General features: G+C 72.8%; 12 protein-coding genes. 4 read left to right on the top strand and 8 right to left on the bottom strand.

Annotation, left to right across the window (positions count from 1 at the left end; translation table 11 throughout):
- Positions 1-65: 65 nt before the first annotated feature.
- The gene (locus IG86_RS0120275; RefSeq protein ID WP_030649002.1) at positions 66-347 is read right to left on the bottom strand and encodes a hypothetical protein; all 282 of its coding nucleotides are present in this window, start codon (positions 345-347) and stop codon (positions 66-68) included.
- Positions 348-363: 16 nt separating this feature from the next.
- Positions 364-879: a hypothetical protein gene (locus IG86_RS0120270; RefSeq protein ID WP_030827087.1), complete on the bottom strand. Its 516-nt coding sequence runs from the start codon at positions 877-879 to the stop codon at positions 364-366.
- A gap of 134 nt (positions 880-1013) precedes the next feature.
- On the opposite strand from IG86_RS0120270, the gene IG86_RS0120265 reads away from it, so the two are divergent.
- Positions 1014-1631 (top strand): flavodoxin family protein, encoded by a 618-nt coding sequence (locus IG86_RS0120265; protein WP_030898501.1) that lies wholly within the window; start codon positions 1014-1016, stop codon positions 1629-1631.
- A 12-nt stretch (positions 1632-1643) separates the two neighbouring features.
- On the opposite strand, the gene IG86_RS0120260 is transcribed toward IG86_RS0120265, so the two are convergent.
- Both IG86_RS0120260 and IG86_RS0120255 read right to left on the bottom strand, forming a co-directional pair.
- Positions 1644-1892: a DUF397 domain-containing protein gene (locus IG86_RS0120260; RefSeq protein WP_030827095.1), complete on the bottom strand. Its 249-nt coding sequence runs from the start codon at positions 1890-1892 to the stop codon at positions 1644-1646.
- Positions 1889-2725 (bottom strand): helix-turn-helix domain-containing protein, encoded by an 837-nt coding sequence (locus tag IG86_RS0120255; RefSeq protein WP_030898499.1) that lies wholly within the window; start codon positions 2723-2725, stop codon positions 1889-1891. Before IG86_RS0120255 ends, IG86_RS0120260 begins: the two co-directional genes overlap by 4 nt.
- Positions 2726-2861: 136 nt before the next feature.
- Between IG86_RS0120255 and IG86_RS0120250 the strand changes: the two genes are divergently transcribed.
- Together IG86_RS0120250 and IG86_RS44480 are read left to right on the top strand one after the other, a co-directional pair.
- Positions 2862-3311 (top strand): ATP-binding protein, encoded by a 450-nt coding sequence (locus IG86_RS0120250; RefSeq protein ID WP_037942736.1) that lies wholly within the window; start codon positions 2862-2864, stop codon positions 3309-3311.
- A gap of 69 nt (positions 3312-3380) precedes the next feature.
- Positions 3381-7367, top strand: a complete 3987-nt coding sequence (locus tag IG86_RS44480) for a hypothetical protein (RefSeq protein ID WP_157854852.1) — start codon at positions 3381-3383, stop codon at positions 7365-7367.
- A gap of 80 nt (positions 7368-7447) precedes the next feature.
- Here the strand turns inward: IG86_RS44480 and IG86_RS0120240 are convergent, their stop codons facing one another.
- Entirely contained in the window at positions 7448-8308 is an 861-nt protein-coding gene (locus IG86_RS0120240; protein WP_030898489.1) for a TIGR03619 family F420-dependent LLM class oxidoreductase, read from the bottom strand.
- Between the two features lie 96 nt (positions 8309-8404).
- A complete protein-coding gene (locus tag IG86_RS0120235) occupies positions 8405-9550 on the bottom strand; it encodes an ADP-ribosylglycohydrolase family protein (RefSeq protein ID WP_030827108.1) in 1146 nt (381 codons plus the stop codon).
- Positions 9551-10546: 996 nt separating this feature from the next.
- On the opposite strand from IG86_RS0120235, the gene IG86_RS38880 reads away from it, so the two are divergent.
- Positions 10547-11461, top strand: a complete 915-nt coding sequence (locus tag IG86_RS38880) for a tyrosine-protein phosphatase (protein ID WP_051785293.1) — start codon at positions 10547-10549, stop codon at positions 11459-11461.
- 46 nt (positions 11462-11507) lie between these two features.
- Here IG86_RS38880 and IG86_RS0120225 read toward each other — a convergent pair whose 3' ends face one another.
- Together IG86_RS0120225 and IG86_RS0120220 are read right to left on the bottom strand one after the other, a co-directional pair.
- On the bottom strand, positions 11508-14099 hold the full coding sequence (locus tag IG86_RS0120225) for a bifunctional FO biosynthesis protein CofGH (protein ID WP_030827114.1): 2592 nt from the start codon (positions 14097-14099) through the stop codon (positions 11508-11510).
- A gap of 40 nt (positions 14100-14139) precedes the next feature.
- Positions 14140-14922 carry an SDR family oxidoreductase gene (locus IG86_RS0120220; protein ID WP_030827116.1) on the bottom strand — a complete coding sequence of 261 codons (783 nt, stop codon included), beginning with the start codon at positions 14920-14922 and terminating at the stop codon, positions 14140-14142.
- Between the last annotated feature and the right edge of the window lie 192 nt (positions 14923-15114).

Raw genomic sequence — 15114 nt, 5'->3', positions numbered from 1 at the left:
TCGAATCCCACTGCCCTGCGCCCCCCTCGCAAAGTGAGCAGGTCCTATCCGGCCGCTTCCCGACGTCAACGGCGCGATTCCCCGCCACCGCCGGCCTGCTCCACGTCGGGTACGTAGACGCTCACCCGGTAGCTCGACGGGTGGGTGAGGCGGCCGCAGAACATGTCGATCCGCAGCTGCGCCGGATCGGTGACCGTGCCCTCCTCGTGGAGGCGGCGGACGAACTCCTTCAGCTCCGAGTGCACCTGCGTCGAGAACAGCGGTTCCCAGTGCCCGGGGACCCTGTCCGGCCGGCTGCGTTCCCAGTCCCGCCGCTGCTTCTGCTTGCGTTTGCGCTGTCCTGGCATCCGGACCGGGCTCCTTTCAGGGCCGCCAGCGCGGGGCTTCGTCGTCCGGGGTGTCGGGGCTGGCGAAGTGGAACGGTACGCCGAGGTGGTCGGCCAGGGTGCGGCCCGCTTCGGCGGCGGCCTCGGCCGGGTCGCGGTCGCGGCGGCCGTAGACCGTGGCGAGGGGCCGCTCCTCGTCCGGATCGTCCGTGACCGCCAGGAGGTTCACGAACCAGTTGTGGACGGTGTCCCCGTCCCAGACGGCCTCGATCGCCGCCACCCGCCCCGGCAGGCCGCCGGCGAGAGCGGCCAGGGACTCCAGGTCCAGCGGACACTCGGGCGTACGGGCGATCCGGTCGCCGTGGAAGGCGTACCGCTCGTGGACCACCGTCTCGGCGTCGTGCAGGCCGATGCCGTGGGCCCGCCCGGCGTCCCAGACGAGCCTCACCGCCGGCAGGAGGCGGTCCTGGAGGACGTAGCCGTCGACCTGGGTGCGGATGCCCGCCGGGAGCGTCTCCCAGAGGCCTTGGTCCTGTGGCTGTGGTGCGGGCATGCCCGGTTCGTCCCCCTCGATCTCGATCCGTCCGGCTGTCATGGTCCACGGCGGCCGGTCGCGTCGTCGAGGGAATTTCGCCCGCCCCGGACGCGGACGGAATAGCTCCGTCAGCGGGGAGGGTTGCACGCCGCATGACGACCGACATACTCACCGACGCCGACCGCTCGTTCCTCTTCGTCCTCGGCAGTTCCCGGCCGGACGGCAACACCGAGATCCTCGCCCGGGCCGCCGCCGAACAGCTTCCCGCCGGCATCCCGCAGCGCTGGGTGGACCTCGCGGAGGACCCGCTGCCCGACTTCCAGGACGGCCGGCACGAGGACGGGACCTGGCCGGTGAGCGAGCAGGAGGAGGAGCTGCGCCGGCTCACGCTGGAGGCCACCGACATCGTCATCGCCTCGCCCCTGTACTGGTACGCGGTCTCCGCCAACACCAAGCGCTACCTCGACTACTGGTCCGGCTGGCTGGGAGTCCCCGGCCTGGACTTCAAGAAGCGGATGGGCGGCCGCACCCTGTGGGGCGTCACGGCGATGGCCGACGAGAACGAGGCCACCGCGGACGGGCTGATCACCAGCCTCAACAACACGGCCGCCTACATGGGGATGCGCTTCGGCGGGGTGCTGCTCGGCAACGGCTCCCGGCCCGGCCAGGTACGCGCCGACGAGCGCGCGCTGACCCGCGCCAAGACCTTCTTCGAGCGCGAGGCCCCGCTCGCCCGGTTCCCCTCCGAGGAGGAGACCGGGGAGCGGTAGCCGCGCCGCCGTTCAGCGGGTGGAGGTGACGCCGCCCAGGAACGCGGTCCAGACGCCGGGGGTGACGGCCAGCTCGGGGCCGGCCGTCACCTTGGAGTCCCGGACATGCACGGCGTCGGGGCAGGCGGCGACCTCGACGCAGTCGTCGCCCTGGCTTCCGCTGTACGTGGACTTGTGCCAGGAGAGGGCGACCTCGACGCAGTCGTCGCCTTCGCTTCCGCTGTAGCTGCTCTTGAACCATCGCAAGTCGGAGCTGTTCACAGGGAACCTCGCATTCGCATCAACAGGCCCGTGCTGTCCGCAGGATTGAGGGCCTGGATGCGAAGTTTGGCATACCGCTGGTGGAGCACGCTGATGGCTTTCGGGTCGGTGATGACCTGGCCGGTCTTCTGCCCCTCGCTGTAGCCCAGCCACTCGTGTTCATCGGTTTCCAGGAGTCGGAAGGGGCCGTCGGTGCCCGCGTGCACCGGCTGGACCAGCGGCATGATCTGGACGTCCACGTTGGGGAGGTCACCGCACTCCAGGAGCCGGTCGACCAGCTCCCGCGTGACCTGCGGGCCGCCCGTCCGCCGCTCGATCAGCGCCTGCTCGATGACGAAGCTGAAGAGGGCGTAGGGGGTGCGGTGGAGCAGCTTCTGCCGTTCCAGGCGGACCGCGACACGGGCCTCCGCCTCCTCCGCGGTGGCCAGCGGCGGGACGCTGTCGATGAGGGCGCGGGCGTACGACTCCGGCTGGAGCAGACCCGGCACGGAGTGGCACTCGTACGTATTGAGGGTGACGGCCACTTCCTCCAGCTCCGCCCACCGACGGAACCACGTCGCCAGGCCGCGCCGCCGCGTCAGCTGCCTGGCGGCGATGTCGATGACGCCGAAGGTGTCCAGGACCGCCTCGGTCTTGTGCACGAACTTCTCCGACGGGTGGCGGCGGCCCTGCTCGACCGAGCCGACGTACTGGACCGAGTACCCGATCAGCGGCGCCAGTTGCTCCTGGGTCAGGCCGGCGCGCTTGCGGGAGGCCTTGACCGTTTCGCCGAAGCTGCGCAGGTTGTCGTCCGGCTCGACCTCGCCGTCACCGCTGACGTCGGCACTCACCATGGCGGTCACCTCCCCGATCCCCGACAGGCAGATTCACGCACGGTGACAGCGCCTGTCCAGGGAGTGGACTCGTACAGTTGGTTTGTACGAGTCCGGGTGGTGTTGAACGAGCCTGGTCGGGCGGGATGTTGGCCGCATGACCGCACCTTCCGGCCGCGCCCGGACCCTCGTACGCGTGTTCACTCAGCGTTTCACCAGCACCTGCCGCGGGGCCCGGCTGGCCCGACAGCTGGCCCTCGTCGAGCTCCACACATGGGGCTTCCCGGAAACCACCGCCCTGTCCGCCGACGCGGGGCTCCTCGTGGCCGAGCTCGCCGCCAACGCCGTCCGCCACGGCCGCGTCCCGGGGCGGGACTTCGAGCTGAAGCTGACGCTCCTGGAGGACTTCCTGCGCATCGAGGTCTCCGACGCCCGCCGCGACCGCCGCCCGGCCGTCCAGCCGCACGCCCACCAGGCCGAGTCCGGCTACGGCCTGCGCATCGTGGACGCCGTCGCCGCCCACTGGGGCGTCACGGACCGCATCGTCGGCAAGACGGTCTGGGCGGAGCTGACCCGTCGACCGTGCCCCCCTGCGGGGGGCGTGTAGGGGGCTTGTAAGCTCCGCCTGCCCTTCGTGTGAGGGACACAGGACGAGGCTTGCTGAGCTGGGGGCTCCATGAGATTGCTGCCGTCGGGCAGAAGAACGCGCGAGAGACCGGGGAGGGGCAGGGCCGCGGTCGCGTCCGGGGTCCTGCTGCTCTCCGTACTGGCATCGTTCACCGGCCAGACCGGAGCCGCCGCCGCGGCGACACAGCCGCCCGCCGCCACCGCCTCACCGCAGTCCGGCACTGCTGCCGGAGCCGCTCCCGAGGCCGGCCCCAAGGCCGCACCCGCGCCGAAGCCCGCTCCGGAGGGCGATCGCGAAGCCGTCGTGCGCTCGCTCCAGCAGAGTGGCCAGGCCGCCGGTGCCTGCCCGACGGCCCTGCAGCCGAGCACGATCGTCAACTGCGCGGTCGAGGCGAACACGACGGCGTCCTTCTCCATAACGCTGAGCGCACCGGACGTGCTCGTCCTGCAGGTCGCCACGACGCCCGGGGTCCTTCGGCCCAAGCTGACCTCCCCCACGGGCGCCGCCGTGGCGTGCGAGCACATGCTCGGTGCCGATGTCGACGCCTACGGAGCGGTCCGCTGCCCTGCCGCTCAGGCGGGCACCTACACGATGAAGGTCGACAACGGCAGCGGCTCGCAGAGCCAGCTCTGGACCTCGTACCTGCCGCTGGTCTCTTCCACCGCCTGCAAGACGGTCGCTCCCGCGGACCGCGCGCTCGGTGCGCCCAAGGTGTTCCAGGGCTCCCTGCCGGCTGGTTCGGCAGGTGACTGCTACACGCTCGACCTGGCCGCGAACGACGTACTGCGCAGCTACTCGTCCTCGACCGACGTCCACCACAGCGTCTACGACGCGACCGGCAAGCAGATCTGCGCCACCGTCTACGCCTGGCAGAACACCGGCAGTGTCGCGCTCGACTGCAAGCTGACCGGTACCGCGCCGTTTCGCACGATGGCGCTCCGCCCGGACGGAGGGAGCCTGCCGGCCTATGACGTCACCCTGGCGAGGCTCTCCCGCCCGGAGGGCTGTGCGGTGGTGGAGCCGCAGGCGTTCGGGGTCTCCCCGGACCTGAGCTCCACGGCGCGCTGCCGCACCCTGCGGGTCTTCCAGCCCGCCTGGCACAACTTCGGCCCGGTCGCGAACGGGGCGGTACCCGCCGGAAAACTGTTCACCGCGGCCGGCGCCGAGGTCACCGGGCCCTGCCAGTACGGCGCGTGCGACCTGCCCGCCGGCGACCACACCTGGGTGGCCGCCCCCAGGCCGGAGGCCCCGGCCGGCTTCGGCATGGCCCTGCACTCCGCCAAGGAGACCCGCGGCTGCACCGCCACCCACGACAACGGTCTCGTCGCCGGGCCGGCGACCGGCACCTTCGGCGGACCCGGGCAGAAGCTGTGCCTGACCCTGCCGACCGCCTCCGGCAACGGCGTGTACCTGCTCGACCGGTCGCCCGCCGGCGGTAAGGCCGTCAGCGCCGTGGTCTACGACGCGTCCGGCCTCAAGCAGTGCGAGTACTCAGGCTATTACCCGGTCTGCAAGCTGTCCGGGGCCGCGCCCTTCCGGGCCGTCCTGACCGGTACGCCGTCGCAGGCGTACGCGCTGGCGGTCCACCGGACCGGCGAGGTCGCGGGATGCGCGGCCTGGCCGCGGACCGGCTTCGACGGCACGGTGGGAGCGGAGGTGCAGCTGACCTCGGACGGACGGCAGTCCTGCCTGAGCCTGCCCGCCGACAAGCACGCGGCCGCCGAGGTGCTGTCCTACTCCGAACCCTTCAACCGGCAGTGGGGGACGTTCTACGTCGCCGACGCCGCGGGCAACGTCGCGTGCACCGGTGGCGCCGTCCTGGCGTGCCCCCTGACTGCCGGCACCCCGTACACCGTCATGCTGGTCGGACAGGCCGACACCTACAAGCTGGCACGCCGCGACATCTCGGCGACGGCGAACTGCACCGCCCCGGTGTCGACGAAGGTCGGCGGCCGGCCCACGTCCTTCGACCTGGGCTCCGCGCTCGACGCCCGCTGCCTGCGGGTGAGCGGCGCCGCCACCGACAAGTTCTGGCTGAGCGCCAGGACGGCCGGCGGCAAGGACGACCCCACGGCAACGCTGCAGGTGGTCGACGCCGCCGGCAAGCACCTGTGCGAGCAGTACACCGTGGCCTGCCGGGTCACCGGATCCACCTCGTACGTCGCGATCGTCCACACCAAGAACCACGCGGACAAGCCGATCCACACCGACGTGGACACCTGGAAGGTCGGCACGTCCGCGGGCTGGGCGCCGGAGTGCACCGCGAACCGGATCTCGGTGGCGGGCTTCCCGGACCGCAGCGGGGTGCTGACGGAGACCTCCAGCGCCTACTGCGCGGTCGTCGACATGAAGCCCTCGCAGAGCTTCGGCGTCGGCGGACTGAGCACCTCCAACGACCTCGGCAGCCAGGTCACTCCCGAGCTGAGCCTGCTGGACCCCCGGGTATGGGAAGGCACCGGCACCACGTCCAGGTACCAGTGCGACGGCGGTTTCGGCAGCCGCTGCTCCGCCGACAGTGACGCCCAGGCGGGCCAAGCCGTCCTCATGCTGAGCGCCGGCAGGACGGTCCTGCCGCTCGAATTCACCCTGGGGGGCACCTGCATCACGGAGTGCACGGGCCAGCAGCGGAGCCCGTGGGTGTCCGGGATCAGCCCTGCGAGCGGTCCGGCGGGACAGCTGAACCAGGCGGTCGTCCACGGCGTGGACCTCACGCTCGGCAGCTATCTCCAGCTGATGCCCAGCGGCTCGCAGTTCGCCGACGGTCCCTACCTGAAGCCGCTCTCGGTGAGTCCGGACGGGACCTCGATGAAGGTCCTGGTCGACACGAACGGGCTCCAGCCGGGCCTGTACGACGTCGGTCTCTACATCGGGCACCGGATCGCCAAGGCGTACACGGTGACCGCGCCGACCACCGCAACCAAGAGCCGGTTCGTGCCGCACGGTCCGTCGCGGTTCCTGGACACGCGTGACGGTACGGGCGCGGCGAAGCAGCGCGTCGGCCCGGGCGGGGTCGTCACCCTCCAGGTCGCCGGTGTGAAGGGGATTCCGGCGAGCGGGGTCACGGCCGTGGTCATGAACGTGACCGCGGTGCAGCCGACCGAGGCCGGGCACGTGATGGTCTACCCGAACGGCCAGCCCAGGCCCTCGGTGTCGAACCTCAACTTCGCGCCGGGGCAGATCGTCCCGAACCTGGTGACGGTGCCGGTGGTGAACGGGAAGGTGGACCTGCGCAACAACTCCGGTTCGGTGGACCTGATCGCCGACGTCACCGGCTACTACACCGACCAGGCCGGGGTCGGCTCCGCACTCAACCCGGTCACGCCGGCGCGGTTCCTCGACACCCGTGACGGCACGGGCGCGGCGAAGCAGCGCGTCGGCCCGGGCGGGATCGTCACCCTCCAGGTCGCCGGCGTGAAGGGCGTCCCGGCGAGCGGGGTCACGGCCGTGGTCATGAACGTCACCGCCGTCCAGCCGACCGAGGCGGGCCATGTGACGGTCTACCCCAACGGGCAGGCGGCACCGGGTGTGTCGAACCTGAACTTCACGCCCGGGCAGATCGTCCCGAACCTGGTGACGGTCCCGGTGGTGAACGGCAAGGTCGACCTGCGCAACAACTCCGGTTCGGTGGACCTCATCGCCGACGTCACCGGCTACTACGCGGCCACCGGTTCGGCCTTCTCGGCCGGTGCACCGGTCCGGCTGCTCGACACCCGGGACGGGACCGGCGCCCGCGCCGGAGCCGTCGGCGGGGGCGGCATCGTCAGCCTGCAGGTCGCCGGGGTCGAAGGAGTGCCGCTCACGGGAGTGACCGCGGTGGTCCTGAACGTCACCGTCACCAACCCCTCCCAGGACGGCCACCTCATCGTGCACCCGCACGGCACCGGGCGGCCGAACGTGTCGAACCTCAACTACACGGCCGGGCAGACCGTCTCCAACCTGGTGGTCGTGCCGGTGGTGGACGGCCGGGTGACGTTCTTCAACAACTCGGGCGCCGTCGACGTGATCGCCGACCTGAACGGCTACTTCACGTCCTGAGGGACCCGCGGAGAAGTGAACCGGGGCCCGTCCGATCGCATGATCGGGCGGGCCCCGCTGCTGTACGGGGCGCGGAGAGGTCAGAGGTACTGGGCGAAGTCGTCCAGGGTGCGCAGGATGTCCGGCTCGGGGGCCGAGGGGAGCTGGAGGACGACCTCCTCGATGCCGAGGTCGGCGTAGTGGGCGAGCTTGCCCGGGGAGGGCTGCACGGCGTACGGGACCACCTGGAGGGACTTCGGATCGCGTCCGGCGGTCTCCCAGACCTGGCGGAGCACCGGTAGCGACTCGGTCAGGCCGCCGCCGCCGATCGGGAGCCAGCCGTCGGCGTGGTCGGCGACGGCGGCGAACAGCTTCGGGCCGGCCGCGCCGCCGATCAGGGTGCGGGGGCCGTGCAGGGCGGTGCCGGGGCCGAGTTCGCGCGGGGCCTGGGCGGGCTTGGGGTGGGCGCTGCTGGCCTGGACGGAGCAGAACTGGCCCACGTACGCCGTCGGCTCCGGGGCCCACAGGGCGCGCATCAGGGCCATGCGGTCGCGGACCAGGTCGCGTCGGGTGCGCCAGTCGACGCCGTGGTCGGCGGCCTCCTCGACGTTCCAGCCGTAGCCGATGCCCAGGGTGAAACGGCCGCCGGAGAGGTGGTCGAGGGTCGCGACCTGCTTGGCGAGGCCGATCGGGTCGTGCTGGGCGACCAGGGTGATGCCGGTGCCCAGGTGCAGGTGCTCGGTGACCGCGGCGGCCTGGCCGAGGGCGACGAAGGGGTCGAGGGTGCGGCCGTACATGTCGGGGAGTTCGCCGCCCATGGGCGCGGCGGTCTCGCGGGCGACCGGGATGTGGGTGTGCTCCGGCAGGTAGAGGCCCGAGAAGCCGCGCTCCTCCAGGCTGCGGGCGAGACGTACGGGGGAGACGGTGCGGTCGGTGAGGAAGACGGTCGTGGCGATCCGCATGTGTGCTGGCACCTCCGGCGGCCGGGACGTGGGAACGCCACGGTACGGTCTGGGGCCGCGATTGTTGAGGGGGCGTCAGGTGGTGGGGGTACGACGTCAGCCGCGCGGGTAGCGGGCCAGCCAGCCGGGGGAGGAGGCCGAGGGGTTGTGGAGGGTCGGGCCCTGGGTCATCTCCAGTGCGAAGTCGTCGCACAGTTCGAGGAGCGTGGCCCGGCCTTCGAGCTCCGCGAGCCAGGCGGGCGGCAGGGCGGTTTCGCCGTGGAGCGCGCCGAGCAGGGCCCCGCAGAGGGTGCCGGCGGCGGCGGAGTCGCCGCCGTGGTTGACGGCGAGGCGCAGGCCGTGGGCGACGTCCTCGGCGACGAGGGCGCAGTAGACGGCGACGGCGAGGGCGTGCGAGGCGTCGGGCGCGGCTTCGTCGGGCCCGGCTTCGCCGGGGGCGGTCTTGCCGGGGGAGAGCGCCTCGACGGTGTCCGGGCCGGGCGGGCCCTGGGTGACAGCCGACATGGCGCGCTGGAGGGCGTCGGTGACGGGCTGGTGTCCGGGGCGGGCCCCCAGCAGTCCCAGCGTGCGCTGGACTGCGGCGTCGAGGGAGTCGCCGCGGATCAGGCCGTGGACGATGACGGCGAGCGCGCCGGCCGAGAGGTGCGCGGTGGGATGGCCGTGGCTCTGCGCGGCGCACTCGACGCTGAGCTGGAGGACGAGGGCGGGCTCCCAGCCGACCAGCAGCCCGAAGGGGGCCGAGCGGGCGGCGGCGGCCGCGCCGCGGGCGGCCGGATTCTTGGGCTGGTCGAGGGTGGCGAGGACGTCGTCGCCGAAGCCGGTCAGGCAGGCGCGGTCGGGGTCGCGGCGGGCGTAGAGCCACTCCTGCTGCGCGAGCCAGCCGTTGTCCTCGCGGCGCTCGTCGGGGCCCCAGTCGTGCTGGGTCGCCGCCCAGCGGCGGTACGCGCGGTGGACGTCGGTGGGCGGGTGCCAGGCGCCGGTGTCCCGGCGTACGTGGGCCCGTATCAGCCCGTCCACGGTGAAGAGGGTGAGCTGGGTGGCGGCGGTGATCCGGCCGCGGCGGCCGTGCGCGGCGGCGGGGCCGGTCAGGCCGTCGGGGCCGTGCGTCTCGCGAATGGCGTGGAGGGAGAGGCCGGTGAGGGGCGCGCCGAGGGCGTCGCCGAGGGCCGCGCCGAGGAGCGTGCCGCGGATGCGGCTGCGGAAGTCCTGCTGCTCGATCCGCCCCCAGAGGCCGGTGACGATCCCCCGCCCGAGCGTCCTGCCTCCGGCGGGGTCGGCGGGGTTCTGCGCTGCGGCCACCCCTCGGCCTCCGGCCGGGCCGTGCGGTGCGGCCGCCGTCGGGCCGGGGCCCGCCTGTCCTTGGCCTGCGGCCGGGTTGGCTGCGCCGGTCGGGCCGGGGGCCGTCTGCCCCTGGCCTCCGGCCGGGTTGGCTGCACGGGTCGGGCCGGGGCCCGCCTGCCCCTGGCCTCCTGCCGGGTTGGCTGCGCCGGTCGGGCCGGGGCCCGAGTGTTCTTGGCCTGCGGCCGGGTTGGCTGCGCCGGTCGGACCGGGGCCCGCCTGCCCCTGGCCTCCTGCCGGGTTGGCTGCGCCGGTCGGGCCGGGGCCCGCCTGCATCTGGCGTGCGGCCGGGGCTACCGCGCCGGGGGCGGTGGCTGCCGTGTCTCGGCCTCCGGCCCGGCCGTGCGGTGCGGCCGCCGTCGGGCCGGGGCCCGCCTGCCCCTGGCCTCCGGCCGGGTTGGCTGCGCCGGGGGCGGTGGCTGCCGTGCCTCGGCCTGCGGCCGGGTTGGCTGGGGTGGGAGGGGGTGTTGGGGCTGGCTGACCCGAGGGGGCGGCCGGGCCGGGTGTTCCGGCTGGCTGTGGTGCGTGGGTGTTGCCGGTCGTGGTGTCGTTCGTACCGATCACGTCGTCCCCCTACCCGTGGCCGCCGAGCATACGAAATCCGCACTGTAGTGGACAGGTTCGATCGGATCCGGAAGCGGTCCGCCGAGTGAACAGTTCCGGCCGCCGCCTGGCTGATGGCACGTTTTGCCACACCGGCCACGCCTCGTTCATGCGACGTTCGCCACCGCCGCCCAGCCTCGACCGCATGAAGAAGGCTCTCCTCGCCGCGACCGTCGTCGCCTCCGCGCTCACCGCCACCCTGATCGCGGCCCCCGCCGCCAACGCCCGCGACCGTTCCGCCGTCCCGTTCACCGAGGCCACCGTCACCGCCGGGGCCGACGGCTCCTTCGTCCTCGCGTGGAAGGCCCCGGGCAGCAAGCGGTCGAGGTCAAGGCGAACGGCAAGGTCGTCGCCAAGGGCGGCGCCCAGGGCCGGGCCGTGGTCACGGGCCTGCCCGCCGCCGACCGCCAGTGGTTCGACTTCACGCCGCAGCACGGCCAGGGCCTGCGCCTCGCCGACCGCCTGATCAAGCTCGACGGCACCACCAACTTCCGTGACGCCGGCGGCTACCGCACCACCACCGGCCAGTGGGTCCGGATGGGCGAGGTCTACCGCTCGGACGCCCTCGCCAAGCTGACCCCGAACGACCTCGCCAAGCTCCGGCGCCTGCACGTCCGTACCGTCTTCGACCTGCGCATGGAGGACGAGCGCACCAAGGACGCCGACAAGGTCCCGGCCGGCGCCACCTACGTCGTCGCCGACGTCTTCGCGGGCTCCGGATCCTTCCAGACCATGCCCCGGACCCCCGACGAGGCCGTCAAGGCCATGGTCGACGCCGAAAGGGCGATGGTCTCCGGCGAGGGCGGCAGGAAGGCGTACGCGCAGGTCTTCGAAGGCATCGAGCGAGACCGCGACCGCGGCCACGACCGCGCCCGCTCCGTCCTCTTCCACTGCACCGCCGGCAAGGACCGCACCGGCTGGGCGGGCGCCACCCTGCTGACCGCCCTCGGCGTGCCCCGCGAGACCGTCGAGGCCGACTACCTGGCCAGCAACGACTACCGCAAGGCCGCCAACGACGCGATCCTCTCGCACCTGCCCGCCCGGCAGGCCGCCGTCTACAAGCCGCTGCTCGACGTGCGCCCCGAATACCTCAACGCCGGCTACGACGAGGTCGAGGCCACCTACGGCTCCTTCGACCGCTACCTCAAGGACGGGCTCGGCATCGACGCCCCCGAGCTGAAGCAGCTGAAGAAGGACCTCCTCGTCGGCTGAGCGACGGCGGGGAGGGGGACCGCGCCACGGACCCCCTCCGCCGCGCTCAGTCCAGGACCGGCAGCAGCTCCGGCAGGTGCCCGTCCGATGCGCGGGCCGCCTGCTGCCGCTCCTCGGGCACCTCCCCGTACAGCGTCGTACGGGGCTTCGCCGGACGGCCCGCCGCCTCTGCGACCGCCACCAGGTCCTGCACCGACTTGTACGATCCGTAACTCGACCCCGCCATGCGGGAGATGGTCTCCTCCATCAGCGTCCCGCCCAGGTCGTTCGCACCCGACCGGAGCATCTCCGCCGCGCCCTCGGCGCCCAGCTTCACCCAGCTGGTCTGGATGTTGGGGATGTGCGGGTGCAGCAGCAGGCGGGCCATCGCCGTCACCGCGCGGTTGTCGCGGACCGTCGGGCCGGGACGCGCGATGCCCGCCAGGTACACGGGCGCGTTGGTGTGGATGAAGGGGAGCGTGACGAACTCCGTGAAGCCGCCCGTCTCCTGCTGGATCCGCGCGAGCGTGCGGAAGTGGCCGAGCCAGTGCCGGGGCTGGTCCACGTGCCCGTACATCATCGTGGAGGAGGAGCGGATCCCCAGCTCGTGCGCGGTGGTGACGACGTCGATCCAGTCCGCCGTCGGCAGCTTGCCCTTGGTCAGGACCCAGCGGACCTCGTCGTCCAGGATCTCCGCCGCCGTCCCCGGAATCGAGTCCAGACCGGCCTCCTTGGCGGCCGTCAGCCAGTCCCGTACGGACATGCCCGTGCGGGTCGCGCCGTTGACGACCTCCATCGGCGAGAAGGCGTGCACGTGCATGCCCGGCACCCGCTGCTTGACCGCCCGCGCGATGTCGAAGTACGCGGTCCCCGGCAGGTCGGGGTGGATGCCGCCCTGCATGCACACCTCGACCGCGCCGACCTCCCAGGCCTGGGCGGCCCGGTCGGCGACCTGGTCGAGGGAGAGGGTGTAGGCGTCGGCGTCCGTACGGCGCTGGGCGAAGGCGCAGAAACGGCAGCCGGTGTAGCAGACGTTGGTGAAGTTGATGTTCCGCGTGACGATGTAGGTGACGTCGTCCCCGACGACCGACTTGCGCAGGTCGTCCGCGATCCGGCACAGGGCGTCGAGGGCCGGCCCGTCCGCGTGCAGCAGCGCGAGCGCCTGCGCGTCGGTCAGCTTCTCCGGGTCGTCGGCGGCCTGCGCCAGGGCGGCCCGTACGTCGGTGTCGATGCGCTCGGGCACCATGCCGGGCGCGGCCGCCTCGCGCAGGGCCTCCCAGTCGCCGTAGACGTGGTCGAAGTCCTCGCGCCGGTCGGTGGTGCGGCCCTCGGTGTCGATGGCGGTGTGCAGGTCCGTGCGCCCGGTGCCGGTGCGCCCGTACGCGGCGAAGCCCTCGTCGGGCTCCTGCCAGGGCCGGCCCTCGACGGCCGCGGACTCGTCCGCCAGGCCGGTCTCCGCGTCGGCCAGCGCCCGTACGTGCGGCAGCAGCCGCGGGTCCAGCCAGGGCTCGCCGCGCTGGAGGAACTCCGGGTAGATGGTGAGGCGTTCGCGCAGCTCGAAGCCGGCGGCCGCGGTCCGCGCGGCCAGCTCCTCGATGTGCGGCCAGGGGCGCTCGGGGTTGACGTGGTCGGGGGTCAGCGGGGAGACGCCGCCCCAGTCGTCGATGCCCGCGCCGATGAGCAGGGCGTACTCGGCGTCCACCAGGTTCGGCGGGGCCTGGATACGGGCGCTCGGCCCCAGGATGTGGCGGGCGACGGCGATGGCCGCCGCCAGCTCCTCCAGCTCCGCGTCCGGCATGCCGCGCATGGCGGTGTCCGGCTTCGCGCGGAAGTTCTGGACGATGACTTCCTGGATGCCGTGGTAGCTGCGCTGGATGCGGCGCAGCTCGAAGAAGGCCTCGGCCCGCTCCTCGTAGGACTCGCCGATGCCGATCAGGACGCCGGTGGTGAAGGGGACGTTGGAGCGGCCCGCGTCCTCCAGCACCCGCAGCCGTACGGCCGGTTCCTTGTCGGGGGAGCCGTGGTGGGGGCCGCCCGGCTCCGACCACAGGCGGGTGGCGGTGGTCTCCAGCATCATGCCCATGGACGGGGCGACGGGCTTCAGGCGCTGGAGCTCGGACCACGACATGACGCCGGGGTTGAGGTGCGGCAGCAGCCCCGTCTCCTCCAGGACCCGGATCGCCATGGCGCGGACGTAGGCGAGGGTGTCGTCGTAGCCGTGCGCGTCGAGCCACTCACGGGCCTCGGGCCAGCGGTCCTCGGGGCGGTCGCCGAGGGTGAAGAGGGCCTCCTTGCAGCCCATCGCCGCACCCTTGCGCGCGATGTCGAGGACCTCGTCGGGGGACAGGTACATGCCGTGGCCGTCCCGGCGGAGCTTGCCGGGGACGGTGACGAAGGTGCAGTAGTGGCACTTGTCGCGGCAGAGGCGGGTGAGGGGGATGAAGACCTTGCGCGAGTACGTGATGACACCGGGCCGCCCGGCGGCGGCGAGCCCGGCGTCCCTGACGCGAGCGGCGGAGGCGGCGAGGTCGGTCAGGGCCTCGCCGCGCGCCTGGAGCAGTACGGCCGCCTCGGCCGCGTCGAGCGCGACGCCGTCTCGGGCCCGTCGCAGCGCGCGGCGCATCGCGTTATCGGTCGGAGCGTCACTCGGAGTGGTCATGTGGTGAGCATACGATCCGCGGACGCGGCGGTGGAGTCCGTCATCTCATCAGCTCACCGGCGTTGACCAGCAACGATTGGCCGGTAATCGCCCGGGCGCGGTCGGAGGCGAGGAAGACGGCGGCGTCGGCGACGTCCCCGTCGGTGGCGAGGTCGGGCAGGGCCATGCGCTCGGTCAGGCGGGCGTGCACCTCGGCCTCGGGGACGCCTTCCGTGTGGGCGGTGAAGGTCACGAAGGCCTGTACGGGCGGGCCCCACATCCAGCCGGGCAGCACGGTGTTGACGCGGATCCGGTGCGGGCCGAGCTCGCGGGCCATGGAGTACATGGCGGAGGTGAGGGCCCCCTTGGAGGCGGCGTAGGCGGCCTGCTGGACCTCGTTGGGCGCGGCGACGGCGGACTGCGTCCCGATGATCACGACGGCCCCGCCGTTCTCCTTGAGGGAGGGGAGGCAGGCGCGGGTCATGCGCAGGGTGCCCAGCAGGTTGACGTCGATGATCTGCTGCCAGGTCCCGAAGTCGGCGTCCTCCAGCCCGCCGAAGTACGAGTCCCAGGCGGCGACGTGCACGACGGCGTCGACGCCCCCGAACCGCTCCCGCGCGAGGGCGGCGAGGGCCTCGCACTGCGTCTCGTCGCCGATGTCGGTGGCCAGGTGGGCGGTGTGGGTGCCGTCGGGGTCGATCTCGGCGGCGGACTTGGCGAGGTTCGCCTCGGTCCGCGCCCCGAGCACGGCGTTCCCGCCGTCCCGCACGACGGCGGCGGCCACCTGATGCCCGAGCCCGGCCCCGACGCCGGAGACGATGACGGTCTTCCCTCGCAACAGCACGACGTACCTCCAGGCGGGCGCGACCACATCTGACGGTGCGTCAGGCTAAAGTCCGGCTGCTTCTATGGGAAGGGCCACGACGCTCTGATTGCGGCAACGAGCCCCGGCCCGGACCCGCGGTTACGGCACCACGTCCGAAAGGGTCCCGGTAGTGGCCTCCAGCGCGGACGGGGTCAGCGCGCCGCCCGAGGC

It is taken from the genome of Streptomyces virginiae, assembly GCF_000720455.1.
GTDB lineage: Bacteria > Actinomycetota > Actinomycetes > Streptomycetales > Streptomycetaceae > Streptomyces > Streptomyces virginiae.
This window is presented reverse-complemented; position numbering and strand designations above follow the sequence as displayed.

Bases quoted from the DNA above. Each gene is read 5' to 3' on its own strand.
- IG86_RS0120275 (WP_030649002.1), bottom strand. From the start codon at position 347: ATGCCAGGACAGCGCAAACGCAAGCAGAAGCAGCGGCGGGACTGGGAA.
- IG86_RS0120270 (WP_030827087.1), bottom strand. From the start codon at position 879: ATGCCCGCACCACAGCCACAGGACCAAGGCCTCTGGGAGACGCTCCCG.
- IG86_RS0120265 (WP_030898501.1), top strand. From the start codon at position 1,014: ATGACGACCGACATACTCACCGACGCCGACCGCTCGTTCCTCTTCGTC.
- IG86_RS0120255 (WP_030898499.1), bottom strand. From the start codon at position 2,725: ATGGTGAGTGCCGACGTCAGCGGTGACGGCGAGGTCGAGCCGGACGAC.
- IG86_RS0120250 (WP_037942736.1), top strand. From the start codon at position 2,862: ATGACCGCACCTTCCGGCCGCGCCCGGACCCTCGTACGCGTGTTCACT.
- IG86_RS44480 (WP_157854852.1), top strand. From the start codon at position 3,381: ATGAGATTGCTGCCGTCGGGCAGAAGAACGCGCGAGAGACCGGGGAGG.
- IG86_RS0120240 (WP_030898489.1), bottom strand. From the start codon at position 8,308: ATGCGGATCGCCACGACCGTCTTCCTCACCGACCGCACCGTCTCCCCC.
- IG86_RS0120225 (WP_030827114.1), bottom strand. From the start codon at position 14,099: ATGACCACTCCGAGTGACGCTCCGACCGATAACGCGATGCGCCGCGCG.